The sequence below is a fragment of the Caulobacter sp. 73W genome, assembly GCF_041021955.1.
Classification (GTDB): Bacteria; Pseudomonadota; Alphaproteobacteria; order Caulobacterales; family Caulobacteraceae; genus Caulobacter.
In genome coordinates this window covers 2,814,624-2,839,410 of record NZ_CP158375.1, presented here as the reverse complement: position 1 = coordinate 2,839,410, position 24,787 = coordinate 2,814,624, and the positions used below count along the sequence as shown (strand labels likewise).

Here is a 24,787-nt window from a genome sequence, read left to right as displayed (position 1 = left end):
CATGACCAGCCCGCAGCCCGCCCATCGCAAGTTCGCCTTCGACACGGTGTTCGACAACACCGGGGCGGTCGCCTACACGCCGCCCAAGCCCAAGCTCTACACCGAAGAAGAGGTCGCCGAGCTGCGCGCCGCCGCCTTCGCCGAGGGCGAGCGTTCGGCCGTGGCCCGGGCCGAGGAAGCCGCCGCCATCGCTCTGCGCGCCACCGCCAACTCGGCGCGCGCCGCCCTGGCCAGCCTGACCCAGGTGGCGCACGACCACCGCGCCGGCTCCGCCGCCCTGGCCCTCGCCTGCGGCCGCAAGATCGCCGACGCCGCGCTGGAGATGTTCCCCGAGGCCGCCCTGCGCGCCGCCCTCGACAGCCTGGCCCGCGAGCTGGAGCAGCAACCTCGCCTGATGCTGCGCGTGCCCGAGGAGCTGCTGGACCGGATGAGCGCAGCTCTGGAACAGGCCGCCGCCAACGCCGGCTTCGCCGGCCAGATCATCGCCAAGGCCGATCCGAGCCTGCCGCGCGCCGCCTTCATGCTGGATTGGGCGGACGGTCGCGCCGCCTTCGATCCGCCGGCCACCGCCGCCCGCACCGCCGAAGCTCTCAACGCCGCCCTCGCGGCCGAGGGTCTTCACGCCGAACCCCTGACCGCCGCCCACTCCGAAGGCTGACCCCATGGTCGATGAACCGAACCTCACGCTCGACGAATTCGGCCCCGAGGAGACCCTCGCGACCGACATGCCCATCGAGTACGACGACAAGATCGCGTCCGATCTGGCGCCGGTCTTCGACGTCCCGGTCAGCATCTCGGCCGTGCTGGGCAAGGCCCACCTGTCCGTCGCCCAGCTGTTGAAGCTGAACCAGGGCAGCGTGCTGGAGCTGGACCGCAAGGTCGGCGAGGCCATCGACATCTACGTGAACAACCGCCTGGTCGCCCGGGGCGAGGTCGTCGTCGTTGACGAGCGCCTGGGGGTGACCATGACCGAAATCATCAAGGACGGCGACAGCAACGCCTAGGGGCGGGCTGTCGAGAAGGAGATAGGAACATGCGGCTTCTGGTCGTCGGACGACTGAACGGGCAGCTCTCCCTCGCCGTTAAGATGGCGATGAGCGAAGGCGCCAAGGTCTCGCACGTGGAGACCACGGCGGCGGCCACTCAGGCCCTGCGCTCGGGTCAGGGCGCCGACCTGCTGATGGTGGACTACGAGCTGGACATCGCCGGCCTGATCGCCGCCAACGAGGCGGAACGCATCCGGGTCCCGGTCGTGGCCTGCGGCGTCGGGGCCGATCCCCGCCGCGCCGCCGAAGCCATCCGCGCCGGCGCCAAGGAATTCATCCCCCTCCCGCCCGAAGCGGAGCTGATCGCCGCGGTCCTGGCCGCCGTCAGCGACGACGAGCGTCCGATGATCGCCGCCGACCCGTCTATGCGGGAGGTCATCGCCCTGTGCGACCAGGTGGCCCCGTCCGACGCCTCGATCCTGATCACCGGCGAAAGCGGCTCCGGCAAGGAGGTGATGGCCCGTTACGTCCACACCAAGTCGCGCCGCGCCCAGAAGCCGTTCATCAGCGTCAACTGCGCCGCCATCCCCGAGAACCTGCTGGAAAGCGAGCTGTTCGGCCACGAGAAGGGCGCCTTCACCGGCGCCCTGGCTCGCCGCATCGGCAAGTTCGAGGAAGCCGACGGCGGCACCCTGCTGCTGGACGAAATCAGCGAGATGGACGCCCGCCTGCAGGCCAAGCTGCTGCGCGCCATCCAGGAACGCGAGATCGACCGCGTCGGCGGCGCCAAGCCGGTGAAGGTGGACATCCGCATCCTGGCCACCTCCAACCGCGACCTAGCCCAGGCGGTGAAGGACGGCACGTTCCGCGAGGACCTGCTGTATCGCCTGAACGTCGTGAACCTGCGCCTGCCCGCGCTGCGCGAGCGTCCGGGCGACATCCTGGCCCTGTGCGATCACTTCGTGAAGAAGTACGCCGCCGCCAACGGCATGCCCGAGCGTCCCCTGTCGTCGGAGGCCAAGCGCCGCCTGACCGCCCACCGCTGGCCGGGCAACGTGCGCGAGCTGGAGAACGCCATGCACCGCGCGGTGCTGCTGGCCTCCGGCGACGAGATCGGTGAATTCGCCATCCGCCTGCCCGACGGTCAGCCGATGTCGGCGACCGCCAGCGGCGGCGAAAACAACGTCGCCCGCAGCGCCTCCATGGCCGCCGAGGCCGTCCAGCGCTCCTTCGTGGGCCAGACGGTTTCGGAGGTCGAGCAGCAGCTGATCCTCGACACCCTGCAGCACTGCCTGGGCAACCGCACCCACGCGGCCAACATCCTGGGCATCTCGATCCGCACCCTGCGCAACAAGCTGAAGGAATATTCCGAAGCCGGCGTGGACGTGCCGGCGCCGCAGGCCGGGGTGGGGAACGCCGCCTGATCCCCTTCTCTCCCGCCTCTTTTCGCTTGGGCGGGAGGCGGGAATCTGAGCGTGTGAGCAGTCAATGACCGACGTCGGCCTCAACGCAAATCAGAACGGCTTCACCCCCCGCGACATCGGGGGCTGGCTGCTGCGCGGCGAAGTCGGCCTGGCGGTCGGCATCGCCGCGATCATCGTCCTGCTGATCATTCCGGTCCCGCCGTTCCTGCTGGACCTTCTGCTGTCGATCTCGGTGACCAGCTCGGTGCTGATCCTGATGACGGCGTTGCTGATCAAGCGGCCGCTGGAGTTCAGCTCCTTTCCGACCGTGCTGTTGGTGGCGACCCTGTTCCGGCTGGGCCTGAACATCGCCTCCACCCGCCTGATCCTCAGCCATGGTCACGAGGGCGCCCACGGCGCCGGCCACATCATCGAAGCCTTCGGCAACCTGATGATGAGCGGCAACTTCGTCATCGGGGTGATCGTCTTCATCATCCTGGTGCTGGTGAACTTCATGGTCATCACCAAGGGTTCGGGCCGCATCGCCGAGGTATCCGCCCGCTTCACCCTGGACGCCATGCCCGGCAAGCAGATGGCCATCGACGCCGACCTGTCGAGCGGCCTGATCGACCAGGAAGGCGCCAAGCTGCGCCGCAAGGAGCTGGAGCAGGAATTGACCTTCTTCGGCGCCATGGACGGCGCCAGCAAGTTCGTGAAGGGCGACGCCGTCGCCGGCCTGATCATCACCGGCATCAACGTGGTCGGCGGCATCCTGATCGGCGTGCTGCAACACAACGTGCCGATCGGCACAGCCGCCTCGACCTACACCGTCATGACCATCGGCGACGGCCTGGTCAGCCAGATCCCCGCCCTGATCATCTCGATCGCCGCCGGTCTGCTGGTGTCCAAGGCCGGCGTTGAAGGCTCCGCCGACAAGGCCCTGGTCAACCAGCTGGCCATGAACCCCGTCAGCCTGGGCATGGTCTCGGCCTCGTCCGGCGTCATCGCCCTGATCCCCGGCATGCCGATCCTGCCGTTCGTGGCGGTCGCCGTGGGCACGGGCTATCTGGCGTGGCGGCGCGGGCAGGCCAAGCTGAACCCAGCGGCCGACGCTCTCGCTCCGCTGGAAGAAGCGGCGGCGCAGGAAGACGAGCCGATCTCCAGCACCCTGGCCATCGACGACGTGAAGATCGAGCTGGGCTACGGCCTGCTGTCGCTGATCAACGACCTGGAAGGCCGCCGCCTGACCGATCAGATCCGCGCCCTGCGCAAGACCTTGGCCACCGACTTCGGCTTCGTCATGCCGCCGGTCCGCATCCTCGACAACATGCGCCTGCCCAACAGCGGCTACTCCATCCGTATCAAGGAGATGGAAGTCGGCGCCGGCGAGGTCCGCTTGGGGCACCTGATGGCCATGGACCCGCGCGGCGGCCAGGTGGAGCTGCCGGGCGAACACGTCCGCGAACCCGCCTTCGGCCTGCCGGCGACCTGGGTCGCCGACAGCCTGCGCGAGGAAGCCACCTTCCGCGGCTACACCATCGTCGATCCGGCCACCGTCCTGACCACCCACCTGACCGAACTGCTCAAGGAGAACATGGCCGACCTGCTCTCCTACGCCGAGGTGCAGAAGCTCCTGAAGGAGCTGCCGGGCGAGCAGAAGAAGCTGGTGGACGACGTCATCCCGTCCCTGGCCAGCGCCACCACCGTCCAGCGCGTCCTGCAGGCCCTGCTGCGCGAGCGCGTCTCGATCCGCGACCTGCCGACGATCCTGGAAGGGGTCGGCGAGGCCGCCGCCCACACCTCTTCGCTCACCACCCTGGTGGAGCAGGTTCGCGCCAAGATCGGCCGCCAGCTGTGCTGGGCCAATCGCGGCGACGACGGCGCGCTGGCGATCATCACCCTGTCGGCCGACTGGGAGCACGCCTTCTCCGAAGCCCTGGTCGGACCGGGCGAGGACAAGCAGCTGGCCCTGGCGCCGTCGCGCCTGCAGTCGTTCATCGGCGAGGTCCGCGAGGCCTTCGAACAGGCCGCCCTGCAAGGCGATACGGCGGTGCTTCTGACCAGCCCGGGCATCCGCCCCTATGTGCGCTCGATCATCGAACGCTTCCGCGGCCAGACCGTTGTGATGAGCCAAAGCGAGATCCACCCGCGGGCCCGCCTGAAGACCGTCGGCATGATCTGATCGCCGCCGGGCGACCGAAACAATCCGAAATAATTTGGGAACGTCCCTAAACGCGACCGCGTTGGTTTCGAATGGGGGAGGCGTTTCGATGAAATTTTTTGGAGCACCTCATGCAACGTACTCTGCTGGCGACCGTCGCTGCCGCCGCTCTGTCGATGGCGGCCGTGGCTCACGCGCAAGAAGCCACGACCACCACTCAAACCACCACCACGGCGACTGAGCCGGCGACGGCCACGACTCCGCCGACCACGACGGAAAGCACGACGACCACGACCAGCACCGAGGCTGCTCCGCCGGCCGCGACGCCGCCGGCCGCAACGACCACGACGACCACCACCACCGACGCGACGGCCGCTGACAGCGCCGCGCAGCCGAGCTCTTCGACCACCACGACCAGCTCGACCACCTTCACCGCGGGCGCCCAGGTCTGGGATCCGGCCGGCGGTCAGGTCGGCACGGTTGAAAAAACCTACGAGCAGGGCGGTCAGCAGATCGTCGCCGTGAATGTCGACGGCAAGACCCTGGGCCTGCCGGCCACGGCCATCGCCAGCCAGGAAGGCAAGCTGGTCGCCTCGGTGACTAAGGCTCAGATCCTGGCCGCGGCCGCCGGCATGGCGCCGAAGTAAGAACGACTCGGCCGCGAAGCCTTCCGGGTTTCGCGGCCGTTCCTCATCGGTCGAAGCCTGCGACGCGCGAACCATTGCCGTCGCAGGCTTCGACTGATAGCCATGCCCGCAAGCGCGGCTGGAGTCCGCGCTGACGAGAAGGGTTTTTGGTGCATGCCTGCGGCTAAACGATCGGCGGGCGGCGGTTCCGCCGGCCTGATCTGGGATCTCCTGACGTTTGACCGCCTGGTCACCGGCCAGGTCATCCACTTGGTCTATTGGGCCGGCCTGGGCGTCATCGCCCTATTCGCCTTCTCTGTCGTCGGCGCCGCTGTCGGCCTGGCGCTGAAGGAGCCCGGCCTGGGCTCTATCCTTCTGGCCTTTCCGGTTCTGATCGCGGGCCTGCTGGCCGCCGGCGCCATGGCGCTGCTGTGGCGCGCCTTCTGCGAATTCTACGTCGCCATCTTCCGTATCAGCGACGACCTGCGCTCCTTGCGCCAGTCGCACGACGCCGAAACCGCGATCATCCCCCGCGCCCGCCCCGAAGAAGCCTGATCTTCCTTGCGTCCTTCGAGACGCCGCTTCGCGGCCCCTCAGGATGACGCAATCGGAGAGCAACCCACATTCGTCATGCTGAGGAGCGCTCGCTGAGCGCGTCTCGAAGCACGCACGAAGCGCTACCGCGTCCCGCTCTTCCTCAGCCCCATCTCGTCCATCTGGGCGGTTTCGATCGCATCGCTCTTCTTCTGGCGCGCGACCTTGGCGTTCTCGGCCACCTGCTCGTACTTCTTGAGCTCCGCGAAGGCCCGCGACAGCGCGTCGCGCGCGCCTGACTCCTCGACCTTGATCGCGTCGATCTGGGTCTGGATCTGCCCCTTTCGCACCGTCAGGCCCTGCGTGTAGCCGACCATGTACCAGCCGGCGTTGGCGTCCGACTGGGCGCGCAGCATCTCGGCCTCGCCCTCGGCGTCCAGCATGGCGAGGCGGATCTCGGCGTCCTGACGGCGCGCGGCGATCTCGCCCAGGCGCTTCTGCAGCGTCTCGACCTCATAGTTGGCGATGCGGATGAGGGACGCGGCCCACTTGGTCATCGGATCACGCCGCGCTCAGGATGCTGGAAAGCTGGTGGAAGGAGTCGTCAAGGCTGGTGGCCTCGTCCTTGTCCTGTGACAGGAACTCCTCGATGGCCGGGTTCAGGACGATCGCCCGGTCGATCTGCGGATCGGACCCGGTGCGATAGGCGCCGATGCGGATCAGCTCTTCCATGTTGGAATAGGCGGCCATCACCTGGCGCGCGCCCTTCACCACATCCCGCTCTTCGGGGAACTGACAGCCGGGCATGGTCCGGCTGATCGACTTCAGCACATTGATCGCCGGGAAGCGACCGCGCTCGGCGATGGCCCGCTCCATGACGATGTGCCCGTCCAGGATGCCTCGGGTGGCGTCGGCGATGGGCTCGTTGTGGTCGTCCCCGTCCACCAGCACGGTGAACAGCGCCGTGATCGGCCCCGCCGTGGTGCCGTCCGGCCGGATCGGCCCCGGCCCCGCGCGCTCCAGCAGCTTGGGCAGTTCGGTGAACACGGTCGGGGTGTAGCCCTTTGTGGTCGGCGGCTCGCCGGCGGCCAGGCCGATCTCGCGCTGGGCCATGGCGAAGCGGGTGACCGAGTCCATAAGGCACAGCACTTCCATGTCCTGGTCGCGCAGGAACTCGGCCAGGGCCAGGGTCATATAGGCGGCCTGGCGCCGCTTCAGCGCCGGCTCGTCCGAGGTGGCGACCACGACGATGGCGCGGCGCAGGCCTTCCTCGCCCAGGGTCTCCTCGATGAACTCGCGCACTTCGCGGCCCCGTTCGCCGATCAGCCCCACAACCACAGCATCGCAGGTGGCCTGGCGCGCCAGCATCGACAGCAGAACCGACTTGCCGACGCCCGAACCGGCGAAGATGCCTAGGCGCTGGCCCCGGCAGGTGGTGGTGAAGACGTTCATCGACCGCACGCCCAGGTCCAGCCGCTCGCCCACCCGGCCACGGGCGTGGGCGGACGGCGGCGCGGCCTTCAGCGGATAGGCCGCCTCGCCCTGCGGCAGCGGACCCAGCCCGTCGATAGGCTCGCCGAACGCGTCGACGATGCGGCCCAGCCAGGCGGCGGTCGGGCGGACCACCGCGCCTTCGGGCCGGATCTTGATCTCGGCGCCGGGGGCGACGCCCTCGACCGGACCGAACGGCATCAGCAGGGCGCGAAGTCTCGCGGAAGCCGACGACCTCGGCCGGCAGGGCCGACTGGCCGAAGCGCTCAATCTCCACGCGGGCGCCCACGGACAGGCGCGTCAGCCCCCCACGGGCCTCGATCAGCAGACCGTTCACCCCCGCGACGCGACCGAACACGGTCAGGGGATCGATGCGCTCAACGGCGGCGATCAGGTTCTGCAAAGCGGCCCCTCAGCACTTGAGGGGCGACCATGCAGACAAGCTCGTTAACCATGAGTGAAAACGTCTCGTTAAAGCCGGTTAACGACGTCCAAATTTTCACGGAAGAAGCGGACCACCTCGCGGTTGAAGTCTTGGTGGAAGGCGACCCGGTCGAAGCCCGGCGCGGGGACGCAGATGTCCGCGTGGTTCTGGATCGCCTCGGCCGTGCAGGGCTGCAGGAACTCGAAGTGTCCGGCCCCCTTCACCAGATGGTACTCCGGCTTAGCGCCCAGCTTCTCGCGCACCGGCTGCACGTAGAACGGCTCCGGCAGGATCTGATCTACCTCGGCCCGCCACAGCTGCACCGGGATCTTCACCGCGCCCAGGCTTTGCGGGGTGAAGGCGTAACCCACCGCGGGGGCGGCGATCACCGCGGCCTTGATGCGCTCGTCCTTATTCCAGCCGGTCCAGGTCGCCGGGGTCGCGGGCTGGTGATGAACCAGCTGGCAGTCGAAGAACTGCGGCCGCTGGCGACAGTGCTCGTTGATCTTGGTCACGTCGGGCACGCCGCCGATGGCGGCGGTGACGGTGAAGCCGCCCATGGAAAAGCCGAACGCCCCTACCCGCTGCGCATCGATGCGATCGTGCGAGGCCCAGTCCTTCAGCATGTAGTCGGTCAGCACCCGCAACTGGCGCGGACGGTTGGCGCCTTGCGTGGAGCGGCTCTTGTCGGCGTAGTTGTCGCCCGTGTGGGTCAGGGCGGCGGTGACGAAGCCGGCGTCGGCCAGGGCCGCGGCGGTGTCGGAATGCCCGCCGAAGAAGCCGCCATGGCCGTGCGACATGACCACCAGCGGCAGGCCCGTGCCCTTGATCGGCGCGCCAGGCGCGACCTCCATCCTGTTGAGGCCCAGGGGCACGCTTCGCATCGGGGCGTTGGTCGGATACCAGATGCCGACCTCGATGGTCCCGCCCTCGGGATCGGGAACCTTGACCAGCTGGAAGCCCGCGCCGGCGAAGGCGGGGGCGGCGAACATCATCGCGCCCGCCAGGACGGCGGCGGCGAGGCTCTTGGATTTGGCGGCGACGGACATGGCGCTCCTTTCGGCGTTGGCGTCGCCCTCTGCTGAGGCTTCCCGAACGCCGCCGCCACCGCGCCTTCGCCAATGGGCGAATGGGTTCGCCTTTCGGCGGACGGGCTTTTCCCCGCCGAACGCCGGGCTATAGAGGAGCATGGCGTCGACCCCCGCCCAGGACCTGAACACGCCCCGCGCCTGGGCGATCGACCTCGCCGTCTGCGCGGCGAGCGGCGCGGTCATGGGCCTGATCGGCCCCTTCGGCAGCTACTTCAACGACGTGATCCCTGTGCGGGTCGCCTACTGGACCGGCAGCTTCCTGCTCAGCGGGATTTCCTTCGGCCTGCTTCTGCGCTGGCTGGCGCCGGGGATGATCCGGGCGCGCATTCCGTACTGGATCTGGATTCCCGCCGTCGTGGCGGTCGCCACCGCGCCGCTGTGCGCCATCGTGCGGGCCGCCGCCATCGCCCTCTGGCCGGCGATCGCCCGGATCAGCTGGGCCGAGTGGTACGCCCAGTCGCTGCTGATCGGGCTGGTCTATGTCTCGGCCTACGCCCTCCTGCGGCTTCGCGTCGCAGATCCGGCGCATGCGCCCCCATCCGCGACGCCGACCGAGCCGGCCTTCCTGCGCCGGCTGCCGCCCCGCCTGGGACGCGATCTCCTCTGTCTGCAGATGGAGGATCACTACGTGCGCATGCACACTACCCAGGGCTCGGACCTCGTCCTGTTGTCCCTCAACCAGGCCATGGCCGAGCTCGGCGGGCTGGAGGGGATGCAGGTCCACCGCTCTTGGTGGGTGGCCAGAAGGGCCGTGGTTAGGGTTATCGAGGACGGCCGCAACCTGCGCCTTGAGCTGACCAACGGGGTCCAGGCGCCCGTCTCCCGAGCCAGCGTGGCCAAGCTTCGGACGGCGGGCTGGATCCCCCGCTAAGCCTTGCCGCGCCTCGATTTCAGCCCGAAAAAGAATTGGTGACAAAAAACGCGATCGGAGTCCCGGCGCCGCTTGCTCACGATTCGCAAATCAGCTTAACGATTCCCCCGAAGGGTCATTCACCATTAACCGATCTTAAATTCTCTCGCCCACAATGTGTCGGCGAGAGCGGGGTCGGACTTTGCCGATCCTTTGGAATTTTAGCCGTCGTTGGGGGCTGAGAGGGGCTGATGCGCGTACTGTTGATCGAAGATGACAGCGCCACTGCGCAGACCATCGAGCTGATGCTGAAGTCGGAAGGCTTCAACGTCTACACGACGGACCTGGGTGAAGAAGGCGTCGATCTGGGCAAGATCTACGACTACGACCTGATCCTGCTGGACCTGTCGCTGCCCGACATGAGCGGCATGGACGTGCTGCGCACCCTGCGCGTCGCCAAGATCAACACCCCGATCATGATCCTGTCGGGTACGGCCGAGATCGACACCAAGGTGAAGACCCTGGGCGGCGGCGCCGACGACTACCTGACCAAGCCGTTCCACAAGGACGAGCTGATCGCCCGCATTCACGCCGTGGTCCGCCGCTCGAAGGGCCACGCCCAGTCGGTGATCAAGACCGGCGACATCACGGTGAACCTCGACGCCAAGACCGTCGAAGTGAACGGCATCCGCGTGCATCTGACCGGCAAGGAATATCAGATGCTCGAGCTGCTCTCCCTGCGTAAGGGCACGACCCTGACCAAGGAAATGTTCCTGAACCACCTGTACGGCGGCATGGACGAGCCCGAACTGAAGATCATCGACGTCTTCATCTGCAAGCTGCGCAAGAAGCTGGCGGCCTCGGCCCAGGGCAAGCACCACATCGAAACCGTCTGGGGCCGCGGCTACGTGCTGCGCGACCCGCAGGAAGGCATGCAGGCGGCCTAAACGCCCCAAGCAAGCCCAAGACTTCGCGAACGCCCGTCGGCTCAGCCGGCGGGCGTTTTGCTTTGCGCCCCAACGCGTTGGTTAACACCTAGTTGACTCAACTTAAGGGTGACTCATTGAGCCAGGATCGCGCTCCTGAGTTGTCCTTCGCCATGGCTGTAAGGGAGCAAACACCATGGCCTTTTCACTTCTCGGTCTGATCAACATCGGCGGAAACAGCGGAACCAACGGTCAAGGTGGTTCCCTGACTGTGGAAGTCCTGCCGCAACTGGCTGGCGGCGTTGACGTGACGCTCGGCGGCGGAAGCCTCGCGGACGTCGCCATCCTGCCCGGCTTCGGCGACGGCGGCTCGGGCGGCGGCCTGGGCGGAATTCTCCCCGGTCTTGGCGATATCCTGCCTGACCTCGGCGGCGGCGGTGGCGGTGGTTCTGGCGGCGGTCTCGGCGGCCTGCTGCCGGGCTTGGGCGGCATCCTGCCCGGTCTTGGTGATAACGGCGGCCTGAACCTCGGCGGCCTGATTGGTGTCGACACCCGTAGCGGGGTCGGCATCGACATCCTGCCCGGCCTGGCTGGCGGCGTCGGCTTGGATATCGACGGCGGCGACATCGGCGTCGACATCCTGCCCGGCCTGCTTGGCGTCGACCTGGACGTCGATCTCGACGACCTCGACATCGACCTGGGCGTCAATGTCCCGGTGATCCCCGACGACATCGATGACGACGACGACAATGACGACGACGATGATCCCAGCAACGGGGACAACGGCGACAACAACGACGACGGTTCCGGCATCGGCAATGACGGCTGGACCCCGGCCTCGCCGAACGTCCGCCTGGACCTGATGACAGCCTACCAGAACATCACCCGGCTGGACCCGACCACATCCAAGGCGCCGATCGGCCAGGTCCTTCAGGTCAACGAGTTCAAGGCCGCCATCACGGCCGGGACCATGACCACCCAGCAGGCGGTCGACAGGATCATCGACTTCGCCGACGCCACCACCTCGGTGGCCGTGCTGTCCTACCAGTTCTTCACCGGCCAGATCCCGTCGGCGAAAGGCTTGGACTATCTGGTCAACACTGGCGACGACCTGAACGCCTTCGACCTGACGGACGGCTATTACGCCAACTTCAACCTCGAGAACCGCTACATCAACTTCGCGGCGGCCCTCGGTCTTTCGGGTGAAAGCGCCAAGTCGTTCGGCATGGCCTACGGCGACATGACCTTCGCCCAGGCGGCGCGGAGCATCTACGACAAGGTCATCGGCATCCAGGAAGCGCGAGCCCTTGGGGTCGATACCGACGCGGCCATCGCCAACATCGTCGGCCGCAAGGCTTACTTCGATGAGCTGGCCGCTGGGCGGATCAACAACGTCAACACGGACCTGGCCGCCAAGGCCGCCCTCGTCGGCTACATCCTGGCCGAGGCGGTGAAGGCCGATGTGGGCAAGTACGCCAACTCGCTCGAGAACTTCTATTACGATCTGGCCGACGGTCAGGCGCAGTTCAAGGTCGGGCTGGTGACCGCCTACAACGACGACGGCGCCTGGATGGCGTAACGACGAATGCGCCCTGTCGCGGTTTATCCGCGGCAGGCGCTCAACCCTAAGCGGTTACACGCGTTGCGCTATCTGAGGATCCATTCGCAACTTCTAAAGGTAAAAGCTCAACCATAGCGATCCCGGAACCAAACCACTCTCGTATTTGTATATGCGAAGTGGGGGAATTTTGGAGAGAGCTCAATGACCGACAACACTGGTTTGATTGGGGGCCAAGCTGGCCAGCTGACCCTTCTGCCCGGCCTCCTCGGCGGCGTGGGCCTGAACACCAACCATCTTGGCCTGAACATCCTTCCCGGCCTGGCTGGCGGCGTGAACGCCAACACCAACAACGCCATCCTCGGCGTGGACGTCCTGCCCGGGCTCGACCTTGGCGGCGGGATCGACATCGACATCCTTCCTGATGTCGGCGGCGGCGTCACGATCGACATCGGCGGCGGCGGCGGTGGGACCGGCGGCGGCGGCACTGGCGGCGGCGGCACTGGCGGCGGCGGCACTGGCGGTGGCGGAACCGGCGGTGGCGGAACCGGCGGCGGCACGGGCGGCGGCACGGGCGGCGGCGGCTCCGGGACCGGCGACAACGGCAGCGGCGACGTCGACGGCAACGGCAACAACGGCGTCGAGAACCCGGGCGGCTCCGGCTCCGGCGGCACCGGCTGGCTGCCGGGCAGCAACACCCAGCTCGACCTGGAAGTCGCCTATCAGAACATCACCCGCGTGGACGCCGGATCGGCCAAGGGCGCGGGCGACGTGGCGGCCCTGACCCAGATCTGGAACCGGGTCGACGCCGGCACCCTGACCACCACCGAGGCTGTGCGACTGATCGCCGACTTCGCCATCGACACCAGCGCCGTGGCCATCACCAGCTACCAGTTCTTCACCGGCAAGACGCCCTCCGTCGCCGGCCTGGATTTCCTGGTCAACGCGGTGGACACCCTGAACCCCACGGACCTGACGGACCCGTACTATCAGGGCTTCAACCTGGAGAACCGGTACATCAACTTCGCCGCAAACCTCGGCCTGTTCGGCGAAGCCGCTGTCTCGTTCAAGAACGAGTACGGCGGGCTGAACTTCGAAGGCGCCGTCCGCAAGGCCTATGCGACGATAATCGGCAACAGCGAGGCCGCCGCGGCGGGCATCAATGTCGAGGCCGCCATCAACGACATCGTCAGCCGCAAGGCCTACTTCGACACTCTGGCCTCCAGCCGTATCGCCGCCAGCGATACCGACCTGGCCGCCAAGGCGGGCCTGGTCGGCTACGTCCTGGCCGAGGCGATCAAGGCGGACGTGGGCATCTACGCCAACGCACTGGAGAACTTCTACTTCGACCTCGCCGACAGCGAGGCGCAGTTCAACGTCAGCCTGGTGGCCGCCTACTCCAACGACACCGCCTGGATGGCCTGAACCAAATCGTCACATTCCCCGAGTAAAACTGCCAAGGCGGCCTCTTTCGAGGCCGCCTTATTTTTTGCCCGCTTTGCCCGCGACAAAGCGCCCAAGCCTCGCAAATTCCTTGATTTTAGGGGCGAACACCGGGAATTTCCCGCCACTTTCCAACGGGCGCCACGGGGTGCGGCGACCGTCGGGGACCGCCATCGACAGGGGGAACGATGCAGGAATTCGATCCGCGACGCCCGGCCGCCCGCTTGCTGCCGAAACTGCTGGTCGGTTCCGCCGCCGTCGTCGCCATCGCCCTGGCGGTGAAGCTTGTTCCCCTTAATGCGGGCGCGCCCGCCCAACCGGCCCTCAACACGGCCGAGATGACCGCCCTCCAGCACAAGGCCTTCGCTCAGGCCGAGGCCCAGCCGGGCCTGACCCGCGCCGAGAGCGTGCCGGTCAAGGTGCGTCCGGGCGAGACCCTGCAAGGCGCCGTCCAGCGCGCCGGCGTCGAGGCCGACGAGGCCGCCATGGTGGTCAGCACCCTGGCCGGCGCCATGGACACCGTGAAGATCAAGGCCGGCATGGCCCTGGATATCGCCCTCGCCCGTCCGCGCGGCGATCGCGGCGGCCCGGCCCGTCTGATCGGTCTGTCCCTGCGCACCAGCCCGTCCAGCGCCATCACCGTCTCGCGCACCTTCGACGGTGCGCTGCGCCTGCGCGAGCTGGAAGAAGAAGTCCGCGACGAGACCACCGTCGCCCAGGGCGAGATGCACGGCTCGCTGTTCGAGTCCGCCGCCCGCGCCGGCGCCACCCCGGGCGTCACGGCCCAGGTGGTGAAGCTGTTCTCGCACAAGCTCGACTTCTCCCGTGACATCAAGGCGGGCGACAATTTCAGCCTGATCTTCGACCGCAAGGTCACCGAAAGCGGCCGCACCATCGAGGCCGGCGATCTGGAATACGCCGAGATCAAGGGCCTGCGTTTCTACCGCTTCGAGCGCAACGACGGCGGCGTCGAGTACTTCGACGAAGCCGGCAAGAACGTCCGCGGCTTCCTGCTGCGCACCCCGGTCGATGGCGCGCGCATCACCTCGGGCTTCGGCGCCCGCCGCCACCCGATCCTCGGCTTCACCCGCATGCACCAGGGCATCGACTTCGGGGCCGGCAGCGGCACCCCGGTCCTGGCCGCCGGCGACGGCGTGGTGGTGGAGGCAGGGCGCAAGGGCGGCTACGGCAACTGGGTGAAGATCCGCCACAACGGCGGCTGGGAGACCGGCTACGCTCACCTGTCGCGCTACGCCAAGGGCCTCAAGAAGGGCCAGCGCGTGAAGCAGGGCCAACTGGTCGCCTATGTGGGCTCCACCGGCATGTCCACCGGCCCGCACCTGCACTACGAGATCTTCAACGGCGGCCGCCGCGTGAACCCGGTCGGGGCCAAGATCCCGCAAGGCACCGTCCTGGCCGGCGCCGAACTGAACCGCTTCCGCGCCAACAAGGCGCGGATCGACACCCTGCTGGCCAAGGGCCCGAGCAGCGTGCAATTCGCCGCCGCCGACTAAGCGGAGCCAAGCGCTAAGCTGGACGTTGAGTTCTCCGGGAAAACCCGGAGATCGACATGCGCAAAGCAGTCTGCGCCGCACTGGCCGCCATCACCTTCGGCGGCGTGCTCACGCCCGTGGCCGTTCAGGCCCAACCGCCCGGCTACTACTATTATGACGGACGCTGGGTGAACCAGCGCGACTGGTACGACTATCGCGACCGGGGCGACTGGCGCCGCTGGGACAACCGCCGCCGCTATCGCGACCGCAACAACAACGACGCCCTGGCCGCCGGCATCATCGGCTTCGCCCTGGGCGCGGCGATCATGGGCTCGCAGTCCGACTCCAACCGCGCCTACGCCCGCCGCGACGATCGGCGCCACGTGGCCCGCTGTTCGCGCATGTACCGCAGCTACGATCCGCGCAGCGACACCTACCTGGCCCGCGACGGCTATCGCTACTACTGCCGCAGCTAGGGCTCAGGCTTAGCTGTCGAAGACGATCACCGACCGCGCCAGCTCACCGCGCTTCAATTCCTCGAAGGCGTCATTGACGTCTTCGAGCTTGATGCGCCGCGAGATCAGGTCGTCCAGGTTCAGCTTGCCCGCCATGTAGGCGTCGACCAGACGCGGCATGTCCACGGGGAAGCGGTTCGAGCCCATGTACGAGCCCTGGATCTTCTTCTCGCCGAGGAAGTCGGGGCCGTGCAGCTCGATCATCGTCCCCACCGGGATCATACCGATGATGTTGGCCGTGCCGCCCCGGCGCAGCATCTTGAACGACTGCTCGGCGGTGACCTTCAGGCCGATGGCCTCGAAGCTGTGATGCACCCCGCCGCTGGTCAGCTCCTGCACCGCCTTCACCGGATCGGTCTCGGCGGCGTTGATCACGTCGGTGGCCCCGAACTTCCTGGCCAGCTCCAGCTTGGCCGGCACGCGGTCGATGGCGATGATCCGCCCCGCGCCCGCCAGGGCCGCGCCGTTGACCGCCGCCAGCCCGACCCCGCCGCAGCCGATCACCGCCACGGTCTCGCCCGGACGCACGGTCGAGGTGTGGATCACCGCCCCCACGCCGGTCATCACCGAGCAGCCGATCAGGCAGGCGCGATCCAGCGGCATGTCCTTGCGGATCGAGGTGCAGGCGTGCTCGTGGACCAGCATGTACTCGGCGAAGGACGACAGGTTCAGGAACTGGTTCATCCGGGGCGCGGCCAGGTCCTCGCGATAAAGGCGCGGCTCGTCCTCCTTGCCCCGCCGGGTCTCGGGGCTGACGCACAGGCTCATGTGCCCTGTCAGGCAGTGCTCGCAATGCCCGCAGAAGGCCGACAGGCAGGTGATGACGTGGTCGCCCACCTTCACCGTGCGCACTTCGGAGCCCACGGCCTCGACGACGCCGGCGCTCTCATGGCCCAGCACGGCAGGCAGCGGGTGGGTGTAGGAGCCTTCGACGAAGTGCAGGTCCGAGTGGCAGACGCCGGCGGCGACCGTGCGGATCAGCACCTCGCGCGGACCCGGCTTGCCGATGGCGACCTGTTCGATGGCGAGGGGTTTGCCCACCTCGCGAAGGACCGCAGCCTTCATACGTAACTCCCTTGTTTGGGGTCACGTTATCGCCCTCGCCCTCCGCAGGGGAAGACGAAATTCAAACAATTGTTAGGCGGCGGCGGCCAATCCCTGGGGCAGGAGGGTATCGGCGGACAGCAGGATGATCATCTTGTCCCCGGCCTTGATGACGGCCGAGACCAGGCCGTCGCCGGAATACTCGCTGAAGCCCGGGGGCGGCGTCACGTCTTCGGGCGCGACGGTGTAGGTGTCGCACACCGCGTCCACCATCAGGCCGGCGCAGTCGTCGCCGGACTCGATGACCACGATCACCGGGCGAGCGGCGGCGTCGAGACCGGCGAAGCCCAGGCGCGCCCGCAGGTCGATCACCGGCATCACGGTGCCGCGCAGATTGATCACGCCGGTCACATAGGGCGGCGAGTCCGGCATCGGGGTCGGTTCGGTGAAGCCGCGCAGCTCGCGCACGGAGCCGACATCCAGGCAGAACTCCTGGCCCGCCACTTCGAAGGAAATGACCTGACGGTCGTCTCCACCAGCCAGCAAAGCCGTCAATGCTTGCGCCATGGGGCTTCTCCCTCAACCGCGGCGTTAGCGGCCGCGTTCAGCAACCGAAGCCCGGAGAATGGGCGAAGAAGGTGAAAAAAGCGGAGCCGAACAAGGTTTATGGCGCGGCAAGGTTCAGACGCTATAAAGCTGGTATAGCCCCGGAAGAAGAGGCGAGAGGTGTTCAACTGATGGCTGCATCCGGCTTGGCCGTACGCGGACCCCGCAGCCTGCTTCGGCAGATCCGCGAAGCCCTGGCTGGGGGCGGTCCCGCCCAGGCGCGCCTCGACATGGTCGTCCGCATCATCGCCCTGTCGATGGTGGCGGAGGTGTGCTCGATCTATCTGCGCCGCGCCGGCGGCGATCTCGAACTGTTCGCCACCGAAGGCCTGTCGCGCGACGCCGTCCACGTCACCCGCCTGAAGACCGGCGAAGGCCTGGTCGGCGAGATCGTCCGCCTGGGCCGTCCCCTGAACCTTTCCGACGCCCCCAACCACCCGGCCTTCGCCTACCGCCCGGAAACCGGCGAAGACCCGTTCCACTCCTTCCTCGGCGTGCCCCTGCTACGAGGCGGCCGCGCCATCGGCGTTTTGGTCGTCCAGAACCGCACCGAGCGCGTCTATGGCGAAGAGGAGGTCGAGGACCTCCAGATCATCGCCATGGTCCTGGCCGAGATGGTCTCCGGCGGCGGCTTGATCGACCAGGCCGAACTGAAGGGCGTCGAGATCGCGCCCCACAAGCCCGAGCGGCTGAAGGGCGCCAAGTTCGCTGACGGCCTGGCCTACGGCGTCGCCGTCCTGCACGAGCCGCCGGTCGCTCCCGAACAGCTGCTGTCCGATGACGCCCTGGCCGAGGAAGCGCGCCTCAAATACGCGATCGAGGCCCTGCAGACCCAGATCGACAACATGCTGGACGGTCAGCACGGCCTGGTCGGGGCCTCGTACGAGGTGCTCGACACCTACCGCCTGTTCGCTCACGACCGCGGCTGGAACCGCAGCCTGGAAGAGGCGGTCCGCTCCGGTCTCACCGCCGAGGCGGCGGTGGAGCGCGTGCGCTCCGAACACCGCGCCCGCCTGGGCCAGGCCCGCGACCCCTATCTGCGCGAGCGCCTGCACGACCTGGAAGACCTGAACGACCGGCTGCTGCGCCACCTGTCGGGTGAGGGGCACCACGCCCGCACCCTGCCCGAGGACGCCGTGCTCATCGCCCGGAACCTGGGCCCGGCCGACCTGCTGGAATACGACCGCACCAAGCTGAAGGGCCTGCTGCTCGAAGAAGGCTCGCCCGCCAGCCACGCGGCCATTGTCGCCCGCGCCCTGGACATCCCCTGCGTCGGCCGCCTGGCCGGCCTGCGCGACCGGGTGTCGGAAGGCGACCCCGTGGTGGTCGACGGCGAGACGGGCGAGGCCTTCATGCGCCCGCGCCCCGACGTGGTCGCCGCGCTCAAGGCCCGCATTGAGATCCGCAACAGCCGCCGCGCCGAATTCGCCAAGCTGCGCGACACGCCCGCCTTCACCCGCGACGGCCACAAGGTCACGCTGCTGATGAACGCCGGCCTGGCCGTGGACCTGGACATCCTGCCGGAGACGGGCGCCGAGGGCATCGGCCTGTTCCGTACCGAGTTCCAGTTCATGGTGGCCGAGGAAATGCCCCGGCTGGAGGCGCAGACCGCCCTCTATGAAAAGGTCCTGGACGCCGCCGGCGGCCTGCCGGTGACCTTCCGCACCCTCGACCTGGGCGGAGACAAGCTGGTTCCGTACATGGAGCTGGAGCGCGAGGAAAACCCCGCCCTTGGCTGGCGCGCCGTGCGCATGGGGCTGGACCGCCCCGCCCTGCTGCGCATGCAGATCCGCGCCCTGATCCGCGCCGCCCGCGGCCGCGAGATGCGCATCATGTTCCCGCTGGTGGCCAGCGTGGACGAGTTCCGCGCCGCCCGCGTGTTCGTGGATCAGGAAATCGCCTGGGCCCAGCGTCGCGGCCGCCCGGCCCCCGCCCGCCTGGACGTCGGCGCCATGATCGAGGCCCCGTCCCTGCTGTGGCACCTGGACGCCCTGCTGCCGATGACCGACTTCGTCTCGGTCGGCACCAATGACCTGATGCAGTACCTGTTCGCCGCCGACCGGGGGAACCCGCAGGTGGCCGACCGCTACGATTTCCTGTCGCCGCCGGCCCTGCGCGCCCTCAAGACGATCCAGCAGGCCTGCGCCGATACGGGCACGTCCGTGTCGATCTGCGGTGAGATGGCGGGCCGCCCGCTGGAGGCCTTCGCCCTCACCGCCCTGGGCTTCGATCGGCTGTCCATGCCCCCCGCCGGCATCGGCCCGGTGAAGCAGATGGTGCTGTCCTGCGACCGCGAAGCGGCCAAGCGCGGGGTCGAGGCCCTCATCCGCAGCGGGGCGGGTTCCATCCGCAATGAAATCGAGACCCTGGCGCGCAAACTTTATGTCGCAGTTTGAATGCGTTGGCGCTGTCACATCTTCTTGCTATCGAGAAAGAATAGTTAACCCATTTCGTGCGATGGGTCGTGTGGGCGCCGCCTACACGCGTGGCGCGAAAACAGGACACGGGGCATGCCGCTGGACATGGGCGGGGTCACGCAGCTGAAGTTTCCTGACGAGGGGTCCGAAGTGGACCAGGCCTCCGCTCCCTCCTTGACGACGGGCGATAATGTCGGCGCGGCTCTCAAGGCCGTGCGCGAGCATCTGGGCCTGTCCCTGGAAGAGGTCGCCGAGGCGACGCGGGTCCGTCGCACCTATTTGGCGGCCATCGAGGACATGCGCCTCGACACCCTGCCGTCCCGCCCCTTCGCCGTCGGTTATGTGCGCGCCTACGCCAAGGCCCTGAACCTGGACGGCGAGGCCGCGGTCAACCGCTTCAAGATCGACAGTCCCGATCCCGATCAGGTCCTGCGCGGCCCGGTCGGCGTCGAGAAGAAGGCCGATCCCCGCTTCGCCATGGCCGCCGTGGCCGGCGTCGTGATCCTGGCCGCCATCCTGGCCTGGAACGTGGCTCGCCGCGTACTCGAGCCCGCGCCGCAGCAGGCGCAGACCGGCATCCAGTCCGCGCCCGTCGCGCCGCCGACGCCCGACGCCAATTCGGGCGCCGTGTCGCTCGGCGCGCCCCTGCCGGCGCCTGTCGAATCCACAACGCCCAAGCCCTACGTCACCCCGGGCCTGGAAGACTCCGTCGCCTCGGGCGGCTCGGCCGACGCCGCCATCGCCGTGGCCAAGGCCCGCGCCGCCGCAAAGGCCGCCGAGGACGCCCGTCCCGACGACACCATCGTCCTGGGCTCGCCCTTCAAGGCCAACGGCGCCGTCATGGGCGCCAATCCCGAGGAATCCCTGGTCACCCTGCAGGCCCGCAAGAGCGGCGCCCTGGTGGTGCGCAGCCCCGACGGTCAGGTCTATTTCGCCCGCCAGCTGAACGCCGGCGAAGCCTATCGCGCTCCGGCGGTCAAAGGCTTGGTGGCCGACGTCTCCGACCCGGCCGCCTTCGAGGTGTTCGTGGGCGGCTCGTCCAAGGGCGTCCTGCCCGCCGCCCAGACGTCCATCGGCAAGCTGGTCGACTAAACCCGCCCCGCGACCGACTGCGGTCTTCTTATCGTCGCTTCAAAGGCCTATGTTCCGCGCGACATGAGCGTCCAGGATCACACCCACGTCCGCCCCTGGCGGATGATCGACCGCCGCAAGAGCCGCAAGATCCGCGTCGGCTCCGTCGAGGTCGGCGGCGATGCGCCGATCAGCGTCCAGTCGATGACCAACACCGTGACCGCCGACGCGGCCGCGACCATCGACCAGATCCGTCAATTGGAAGAGGCCGGCGCCGACATCGTCCGCGTCTCCTGCCCCGACGTGGAATCCACGGCCGCGTTCAAGGCCATCGCCAAGGCGGCCAAGGTCCCGCTCGTGGCGGACATCCACTTCCACTACAAGCGCGGCATCGAGGCGGCCCAGGCGGGCGCCGCCTGCCTGCGCATCAATCCGGGCAACATCGGCAGCCCCGACCGCGTGCGCGAGGTCGTCCAGGCGGCCAAGGACCACGGCTGCTCCATCCGCATCGGCGTCAACGCCGGCTCGCTGGAACGTGAGCTGCTGGAGCGCTACGGCGAGCCCTGCCCCGAGGCCATGGTCGAAAGCGCGCTGAACCACGCGCGCATCCTGCAGGACCACGACTTCCACGAGTTCAAAATCTCGGTGAAGGCGTCCGATCCCTTCCTCACCGTCGCGGCCTACCAACAGCTGGCCGACGCCATCGACTGCCCCCTGCACCTGGGCGTGACCGAGGCCGGCGCCCTGCGCACCGGCACGGTGAAAAGCGCCATCGGCATGGGCTCGATGCTGTGGGCCGGCATCGGCGACACCATCCGCGTCAGTCTCGCCGCTGACCCGGTGGAAGAGGTCAAGGTCGGCTTCGACATCCTCAAGTCGCTGGGCCTGCGCCACCGCGGCGTGAACATCATCGCCTGCCCGTCCTGCGCCCGTCAGGGCTTCAACGTCATCAAGACTGTGGAGGCCCTGGAAGAGCGTCTGGCCCACATCTCCACGCCCCTGTCCCTGTCGATCATCGGCTGCGTCGTGAACGGTCCGGGCGAAGCCCTGATGACCGACATCGGTTTCACCGGCGGCGGCGCGGGCTCCGGCATGATCTACATGGCCGGCAAGCCTGACCATAAGCAGTCCAACGACGGCATGATCGACCACATCGTCGAGCTGGTCGAAAAGCGCGCCGCCGAGATCGAAGCCGCCAAGGCCGCCACCGCCGTCGCGGCGGAGTAGCTTGCGTCGAGCGCCGTCGGCCCTTAGTCACCCGCCATGCGTCTGCCCCAAGCCCGTCTCGATCAGGTCCTAGACCGTTTCCGCGAAGTCGAAGCCCGTATGGGCGCGGCCACGGACGGCGGCGAAATCGTCAAGCTGTCCAAGGAACACGCCGAGCTGAAGCCGGTGGCCGAGGCCGTCGAGGCCCTGGCCAAGGCCGAGGCCGAGCGCGGCGACCTGGAAGAGATGCTGAAGTCCGGCGACGCCGACATGGCCGCCCTGGCCCGCGACGAGCTGGACGCCCTGGACGAGCGTCTGCCGAAGATGCAGCGCGACCTGGCCCTGATGCTGGCCCCCAAGGACAAGGACGAGAACGCGTCCGCCATCCTGGAAGTGCGCGCCGGCACCGGCGGCGACGAGGCGGCCCTGTTCGCCGGCGACCTGTTCCGCATGTACCAGCGCTACGCCTCGCTCCAGGGCTGGCGGGTGGAGATCGACAGCGTCTCCGAAGGCGAAATGGGCGGCTACAAGGAGATCATCGCCTCGGTCACAGGCGACGGCGTGTTCGGCCGCTGGAAGTTCGAAAGCGGCGTCCACCGCGTGCAGCGCGTGCCGGCAACCGAGGCCCAAGGCCGCATCCACACCAGCGCCGCCACCGTCGCCGTCCTGCCCGAGGCCGAGGACGTCGAGATCGAGATCAACGAAAGCGACCTGCGGATCGACACCTACCGCTCGTCCGGCGCCGGCGGCCAGCACGTCAACAAGACCGACTCGGCCGTGCGCATCACCCACCTTCCGACCGGCGTCGTCGTGACCTCCTCGGAGAAGTCGCAGCATCAGAACCGCGCCCGCGCCATGAAGAACCTGAAGGCGCGCCTTTACGACATGCAACGCGAGGCCCTGGACACCGCCCGCTCCGACGCCCGCAAGAGCCAGGTCGGCAGCGGCGACCGCTCCGAACGCATCCGCACCTACAACTTCCCGCAGGGCCGGGTGACCGACCACCGCATCAACCTGACGCTCTACAACCTGGCGCGGGTGATCGAGGGCGACGCCCTGGACGACGTCATCAAGCCGCTGATCGCCGAGGATCAGGCGGCGCGCTTAGCGTCCCTGGAAGACAGCTTCTAAAGCGCCTTTTCCATCACCACGAAGTGCAGGTCGTCGCGCCTGGGCTTGCCGAAGCGTTCGTCCCCGTGGGGGAAGGCCTGCGTCTCGCCGGTCAGGGCGTAGCCCCGGCGCTGGTACCAGGCGATCAGGGTGTCGCGGACATGGACCACGGTCATGCGCATCCGCGTCGCGCCGTGTTCGCGTGCGTGGGCCTCGGCCTGCTCCAGCAAGCCGCGCCCAAGCCGGCGATCCTGCAGGTCCGGGCGGACGGTGAACATGCCCAGATACCAAGCCCCGTCGCCCGCCGGCTCCAGCCACACCGTGCCCAGGATCGGCCCACTCGCCACGTCGCGCAGGAGCAACAACACCGCCTGCGGGTTGGCCGCCAGGTCGTCGCGCAGGATGACGCCGTCCGTGCGCTGGCCGTCGATATAGTCGTCCTCGGTCGTCCACCCCTCGGACTTGCCTCGATAGGCGGAATTAACCAGCGCGACGACCTCGTCGAGGTCGGCTTCAATAGCAGGCGAGACGAACATGGCGCGGACCTAGCCACGCCCGTTCGCCAAAGCCAAGCCTAACGCCGCCGCACCCGCGTCCACGCGCCGCCCGCGATGCGTCGCGCGCGCTCGGCTTCCTTCTTCAGGGACGCCAGCGGGTGGAAGGCTAGGCCAACCGAATCCGCCATGACCGCGCCGCGCTCGCCCATGGGGCGCTCGGGTCCCGTGGTGGAGTCGATGGCCGTCTGGTGCTCGATCTCGGCGTTCAGCTCCGCCCCCAACAGGATCGCCATCACCGAGAACCACACCCAGACCATGAAGGCGATCACCGCCCCCAGCGGTCCATAGGTCGCGTCATAGTGGGCCATGGTGTTGACGTACCAGGAAAAGCCCAGCGATCCGGCCAGCCAGAACAGCGCCGCGAAGGCGGCCCCAATGATCACCCACCGCCAGCGCGCCCGCGCCCGGCACGGGGCGTAGCGGTACAGCACCGCGAAGGCGAAGGCCGCCAGGGCCGCCACCGCCGCCCAGCGCAGCGGAATCCACCACAGCTCCGCCCGGCTGAAGCCGATCCATTCCAACGCCAGCGGCGCGGCCACCAGCACCCCGGTGGCCAGCACCAGCACGCCCAGCGCCGCCACGGTGAAGCCGTAGCTCATCAGGCTGACCACCGCGAAGTTGCGCTTCTCCACCTCGTCATAAGCGACGTTCAAGCCGTTGAAGAGGGCCCGCATCCCGGCGTTGGCGCTCCATGCCGACAGCAGCAGGCTGATGATCAGGGCCACGCCCAGCTTCTCCTGCTGCTGGCTGGCCAGGCGCAGCATCTGCTCGCCGACGATCTGGACCACGCTGGCGGGGAAGATCACCGACATGTCCTGGAGCTGCTTCTGGACCGTCGCCACGTCGGCGAACAGGCCATAGACCGACACGAACACGCCGATGGCCGGAAAGATCGCCAGCAGGGCGTAGAAGGTCACCCCGCCCGCCACGGCCGGCAGGCCGTCGGCGCTGATCTCCAGGATCGTGCGCCACAGGATGTCGCGCCAGCCCAGCAGGGGGATGTGGTGCGGCCGCATCGCCGCGCGGCCCCGCCGCGGCTCCTGGCTGTCGAACTCGTGGGGAGGCAGCACCCGCTGCTCGCTGAGGCCGGCGACCGGCTCGGCGTCGAGGGCGGCCTTGTCCTTGCGCGGCCACAGGATCGCCACGGCCAGCAGCCCCGCCCAGGGGATCAGATTGGCTACGCGTTTGCGGTCCATGGCGCCTCCGGCAAGTCAAACACCCGCCAAGCCTCACCGTTCCGCTTGCGGGCCGCCTTGAGCAAAGGCATTGGGGGCC

General features: G+C 68.0%; 22 protein-coding genes and 1 pseudogene. 16 read left to right on the top strand and 7 right to left on the bottom strand.

The features are described from left to right. Position 1 precedes the first annotated feature (1 nt). The 6 genes from ABOZ73_RS13390 to ABOZ73_RS13365 all read left to right on the top strand — a co-directional run bounded on the left by ABOZ73_RS13390 (position 2) and on the right by ABOZ73_RS13365 (position 5,731). Positions 2-658 (top strand): flagellar assembly protein FliH, encoded by a 657-nt coding sequence (locus ABOZ73_RS13390; RefSeq protein WP_369058629.1) that lies wholly within the window; start codon positions 2-4, stop codon positions 656-658. 4 nt (positions 659-662) lie between these two features. Next, positions 663-1,004 (top strand): flagellar motor switch protein FliN, encoded by a 342-nt coding sequence (fliN, locus tag ABOZ73_RS13385; protein ID WP_369058628.1) that lies wholly within the window; start codon positions 663-665, stop codon positions 1,002-1,004. Between the two features lie 29 nt (positions 1,005-1,033). After that, positions 1,034-2,410, top strand: a complete 1,377-nt coding sequence (locus tag ABOZ73_RS13380) for a sigma-54-dependent transcriptional regulator (RefSeq protein ID WP_369058627.1) — start codon at positions 1,034-1,036, stop codon at positions 2,408-2,410. A 64-nt stretch (positions 2,411-2,474) separates the two neighbouring features. Further along, positions 2,475-4,571 (top strand): flagellar biosynthesis protein FlhA, encoded by a 2,097-nt coding sequence (gene flhA, locus ABOZ73_RS13375; RefSeq protein ID WP_369058626.1) that lies wholly within the window; start codon positions 2,475-2,477, stop codon positions 4,569-4,571. A 110-nt stretch (positions 4,572-4,681) separates the two neighbouring features. Next, entirely contained in the window at positions 4,682-5,197 is a 516-nt protein-coding gene (locus tag ABOZ73_RS13370) for a hypothetical protein (RefSeq protein ID WP_369058625.1), read from the top strand. A 153-nt stretch (positions 5,198-5,350) separates the two neighbouring features. Beyond that, positions 5,351-5,731, top strand: a complete 381-nt coding sequence (locus ABOZ73_RS13365; protein WP_369058624.1) for a DUF4282 domain-containing protein — start codon at positions 5,351-5,353, stop codon at positions 5,729-5,731. A gap of 122 nt (positions 5,732-5,853) precedes the next feature. On the opposite strand, the gene ABOZ73_RS13360 is transcribed toward ABOZ73_RS13365, so the two are convergent. The 3 genes and pseudogenes from ABOZ73_RS13360 to ABOZ73_RS13350 form a co-directional block, all read right to left on the bottom strand. Continuing rightward, on the bottom strand, positions 5,854-6,267 hold the full coding sequence (locus ABOZ73_RS13360) for a flagellar FliJ family protein (protein WP_369058623.1): 414 nt from the start codon (positions 6,265-6,267) through the stop codon (positions 5,854-5,856). A gap of 4 nt (positions 6,268-6,271) precedes the next feature. Further along, positions 6,272-7,604: pseudogene (gene fliI, locus ABOZ73_RS13355) on the bottom strand (flagellar protein export ATPase FliI). Between the two features lie 68 nt (positions 7,605-7,672). Then, on the bottom strand, positions 7,673-8,674 hold the full coding sequence (locus ABOZ73_RS13350) for an alpha/beta hydrolase family protein (protein WP_369058622.1): 1,002 nt from the start codon (positions 8,672-8,674) through the stop codon (positions 7,673-7,675). 139 nt (positions 8,675-8,813) lie between these two features. Here ABOZ73_RS13350 and ABOZ73_RS13345 point away from each other — a divergent pair, with 139 nt between their 5' ends. The 6 genes from ABOZ73_RS13345 to ABOZ73_RS13320 all read left to right on the top strand — a co-directional run bounded on the left by ABOZ73_RS13345 (position 8,814) and on the right by ABOZ73_RS13320 (position 15,462). Continuing rightward, positions 8,814-9,587, top strand: coding sequence for a LytTR family DNA-binding domain-containing protein (locus tag ABOZ73_RS13345; protein WP_369058621.1), 774 nt, complete (start codon positions 8,814-8,816; stop codon positions 9,585-9,587). A gap of 230 nt (positions 9,588-9,817) precedes the next feature. Next, positions 9,818-10,513 carry a response regulator transcription factor CtrA gene (gene ctrA / locus ABOZ73_RS13340; protein WP_269715999.1) on the top strand — a complete coding sequence of 232 codons (696 nt, stop codon included), beginning with the start codon at positions 9,818-9,820 and terminating at the stop codon, positions 10,511-10,513. Positions 10,514-10,688: 175 nt separating this feature from the next. Beyond that, complete coding sequence (locus tag ABOZ73_RS13335; RefSeq protein WP_369058620.1) at positions 10,689-12,071, top strand: hypothetical protein; 1,383 nt, start codon at positions 10,689-10,691, stop codon at positions 12,069-12,071. A 183-nt stretch (positions 12,072-12,254) separates the two neighbouring features. Beyond that, entirely contained in the window at positions 12,255-13,475 is a 1,221-nt protein-coding gene (locus tag ABOZ73_RS13330) for a hypothetical protein (RefSeq protein WP_369058619.1), read from the top strand. Between the two features lie 206 nt (positions 13,476-13,681). Then, positions 13,682-15,007, top strand: coding sequence for a peptidoglycan DD-metalloendopeptidase family protein (locus tag ABOZ73_RS13325; protein ID WP_369058618.1), 1,326 nt, complete (start codon positions 13,682-13,684; stop codon positions 15,005-15,007). A 56-nt stretch (positions 15,008-15,063) separates the two neighbouring features. Next, a complete protein-coding gene (locus ABOZ73_RS13320) occupies positions 15,064-15,462 on the top strand; it encodes a BA14K family protein (RefSeq protein ID WP_369058617.1) in 399 nt (132 codons plus the stop codon). A 9-nt stretch (positions 15,463-15,471) separates the two neighbouring features. On the opposite strand, the gene ABOZ73_RS13315 is transcribed toward ABOZ73_RS13320, so the two are convergent. Beyond that, a complete protein-coding gene (locus ABOZ73_RS13315) occupies positions 15,472-16,566 on the bottom strand; it encodes a Zn-dependent alcohol dehydrogenase (protein WP_369058615.1) in 1,095 nt (364 codons plus the stop codon). Between the two features lie 72 nt (positions 16,567-16,638). Beyond that, on the bottom strand, positions 16,639-17,112 hold the full coding sequence (locus ABOZ73_RS13310; RefSeq protein WP_369058614.1) for a chemotaxis protein CheW: 474 nt from the start codon (positions 17,110-17,112) through the stop codon (positions 16,639-16,641). A 170-nt stretch (positions 17,113-17,282) separates the two neighbouring features. Here ABOZ73_RS13310 and ptsP point away from each other — a divergent pair, with 170 nt between their 5' ends. From ptsP to prfA, 4 genes are all read left to right on the top strand, one after another. Beyond that, positions 17,283-19,547 carry a phosphoenolpyruvate--protein phosphotransferase gene (gene ptsP, locus ABOZ73_RS13305; protein ID WP_369058613.1) on the top strand — a complete coding sequence of 755 codons (2,265 nt, stop codon included), beginning with the start codon at positions 17,283-17,285 and terminating at the stop codon, positions 19,545-19,547. A gap of 114 nt (positions 19,548-19,661) precedes the next feature. Continuing rightward, positions 19,662-20,660, top strand: a complete 999-nt coding sequence (locus tag ABOZ73_RS13300) for a helix-turn-helix domain-containing protein (RefSeq protein ID WP_369058612.1) — start codon at positions 19,662-19,664, stop codon at positions 20,658-20,660. A gap of 63 nt (positions 20,661-20,723) precedes the next feature. Next, positions 20,724-21,866 (top strand): flavodoxin-dependent (E)-4-hydroxy-3-methylbut-2-enyl-diphosphate synthase, encoded by a 1,143-nt coding sequence (gene ispG / locus ABOZ73_RS13295; RefSeq protein ID WP_369058611.1) that lies wholly within the window; start codon positions 20,724-20,726, stop codon positions 21,864-21,866. A gap of 36 nt (positions 21,867-21,902) precedes the next feature. Continuing rightward, positions 21,903-22,976 (top strand): peptide chain release factor 1, encoded by a 1,074-nt coding sequence (prfA, locus tag ABOZ73_RS13290; protein WP_369058610.1) that lies wholly within the window; start codon positions 21,903-21,905, stop codon positions 22,974-22,976. Here the strand turns inward: prfA and ABOZ73_RS13285 are convergent. Both ABOZ73_RS13285 and ABOZ73_RS13280 read right to left on the bottom strand, forming a co-directional pair. Further along, positions 22,973-23,491 carry a GNAT family N-acetyltransferase gene (locus ABOZ73_RS13285; RefSeq protein WP_369058609.1) on the bottom strand — a complete coding sequence of 173 codons (519 nt, stop codon included), beginning with the start codon at positions 23,489-23,491 and terminating at the stop codon, positions 22,973-22,975. The two genes, prfA and ABOZ73_RS13285, sit on opposite strands and share 4 nt — an antisense overlap. A 38-nt stretch (positions 23,492-23,529) precedes the next feature. Continuing rightward, a complete protein-coding gene (locus tag ABOZ73_RS13280) occupies positions 23,530-24,708 on the bottom strand; it encodes a YihY/virulence factor BrkB family protein (protein ID WP_369058608.1) in 1,179 nt (392 codons plus the stop codon). Between the last annotated feature and the right edge of the window lie 79 nt (positions 24,709-24,787).

What these genes read in the sequence shown, in the direction of transcription:
- ABOZ73_RS13390 (WP_369058629.1), top strand. Translation starts at nt 2, where the DNA reads ATGACCAGCCCGCAGCCCGCCCATCGCAAGTTCGCCTTCGACACGGTG.
- fliN (WP_369058628.1), top strand. Translation starts at nt 663, where the DNA reads ATGGTCGATGAACCGAACCTCACGCTCGACGAATTCGGCCCCGAGGAG.
- ABOZ73_RS13380 (WP_369058627.1), top strand. Translation starts at nt 1,034, where the DNA reads ATGCGGCTTCTGGTCGTCGGACGACTGAACGGGCAGCTCTCCCTCGCC.
- flhA (WP_369058626.1), top strand. Translation starts at nt 2,475, where the DNA reads ATGACCGACGTCGGCCTCAACGCAAATCAGAACGGCTTCACCCCCCGC.
- ABOZ73_RS13370 (WP_369058625.1), top strand. Translation starts at nt 4,682, where the DNA reads ATGCAACGTACTCTGCTGGCGACCGTCGCTGCCGCCGCTCTGTCGATG.
- ABOZ73_RS13365 (WP_369058624.1), top strand. Translation starts at nt 5,351, where the DNA reads ATGCCTGCGGCTAAACGATCGGCGGGCGGCGGTTCCGCCGGCCTGATC.
- ABOZ73_RS13360 (WP_369058623.1), bottom strand. Translation starts at nt 6,267, where the DNA reads ATGACCAAGTGGGCCGCGTCCCTCATCCGCATCGCCAACTATGAGGTC.
- ABOZ73_RS13350 (WP_369058622.1), bottom strand. Translation starts at nt 8,674, where the DNA reads ATGTCCGTCGCCGCCAAATCCAAGAGCCTCGCCGCCGCCGTCCTGGCG.
- ABOZ73_RS13345 (WP_369058621.1), top strand. Translation starts at nt 8,814, where the DNA reads ATGGCGTCGACCCCCGCCCAGGACCTGAACACGCCCCGCGCCTGGGCG.
- ctrA (WP_269715999.1), top strand. Translation starts at nt 9,818, where the DNA reads ATGCGCGTACTGTTGATCGAAGATGACAGCGCCACTGCGCAGACCATC.
- ABOZ73_RS13335 (WP_369058620.1), top strand. Translation starts at nt 10,689, where the DNA reads ATGGCCTTTTCACTTCTCGGTCTGATCAACATCGGCGGAAACAGCGGA.
- ABOZ73_RS13330 (WP_369058619.1), top strand. Translation starts at nt 12,255, where the DNA reads ATGACCGACAACACTGGTTTGATTGGGGGCCAAGCTGGCCAGCTGACC.
- ABOZ73_RS13325 (WP_369058618.1), top strand. Translation starts at nt 13,682, where the DNA reads ATGCAGGAATTCGATCCGCGACGCCCGGCCGCCCGCTTGCTGCCGAAA.
- ABOZ73_RS13320 (WP_369058617.1), top strand. Translation starts at nt 15,064, where the DNA reads ATGCGCAAAGCAGTCTGCGCCGCACTGGCCGCCATCACCTTCGGCGGC.
- ABOZ73_RS13315 (WP_369058615.1), bottom strand. Translation starts at nt 16,566, where the DNA reads ATGAAGGCTGCGGTCCTTCGCGAGGTGGGCAAACCCCTCGCCATCGAA.
- ABOZ73_RS13310 (WP_369058614.1), bottom strand. Translation starts at nt 17,112, where the DNA reads ATGGCGCAAGCATTGACGGCTTTGCTGGCTGGTGGAGACGACCGTCAG.
- ptsP (WP_369058613.1), top strand. Translation starts at nt 17,283, where the DNA reads ATGGCTGCATCCGGCTTGGCCGTACGCGGACCCCGCAGCCTGCTTCGG.
- ABOZ73_RS13300 (WP_369058612.1), top strand. Translation starts at nt 19,662, where the DNA reads ATGCCGCTGGACATGGGCGGGGTCACGCAGCTGAAGTTTCCTGACGAG.
- ispG (WP_369058611.1), top strand. Translation starts at nt 20,724, where the DNA reads ATGAGCGTCCAGGATCACACCCACGTCCGCCCCTGGCGGATGATCGAC.
- prfA (WP_369058610.1), top strand. Translation starts at nt 21,903, where the DNA reads ATGCGTCTGCCCCAAGCCCGTCTCGATCAGGTCCTAGACCGTTTCCGC.
- ABOZ73_RS13285 (WP_369058609.1), bottom strand. Translation starts at nt 23,491, where the DNA reads ATGTTCGTCTCGCCTGCTATTGAAGCCGACCTCGACGAGGTCGTCGCG.
- ABOZ73_RS13280 (WP_369058608.1), bottom strand. Translation starts at nt 24,708, where the DNA reads ATGGACCGCAAACGCGTAGCCAATCTGATCCCCTGGGCGGGGCTGCTG.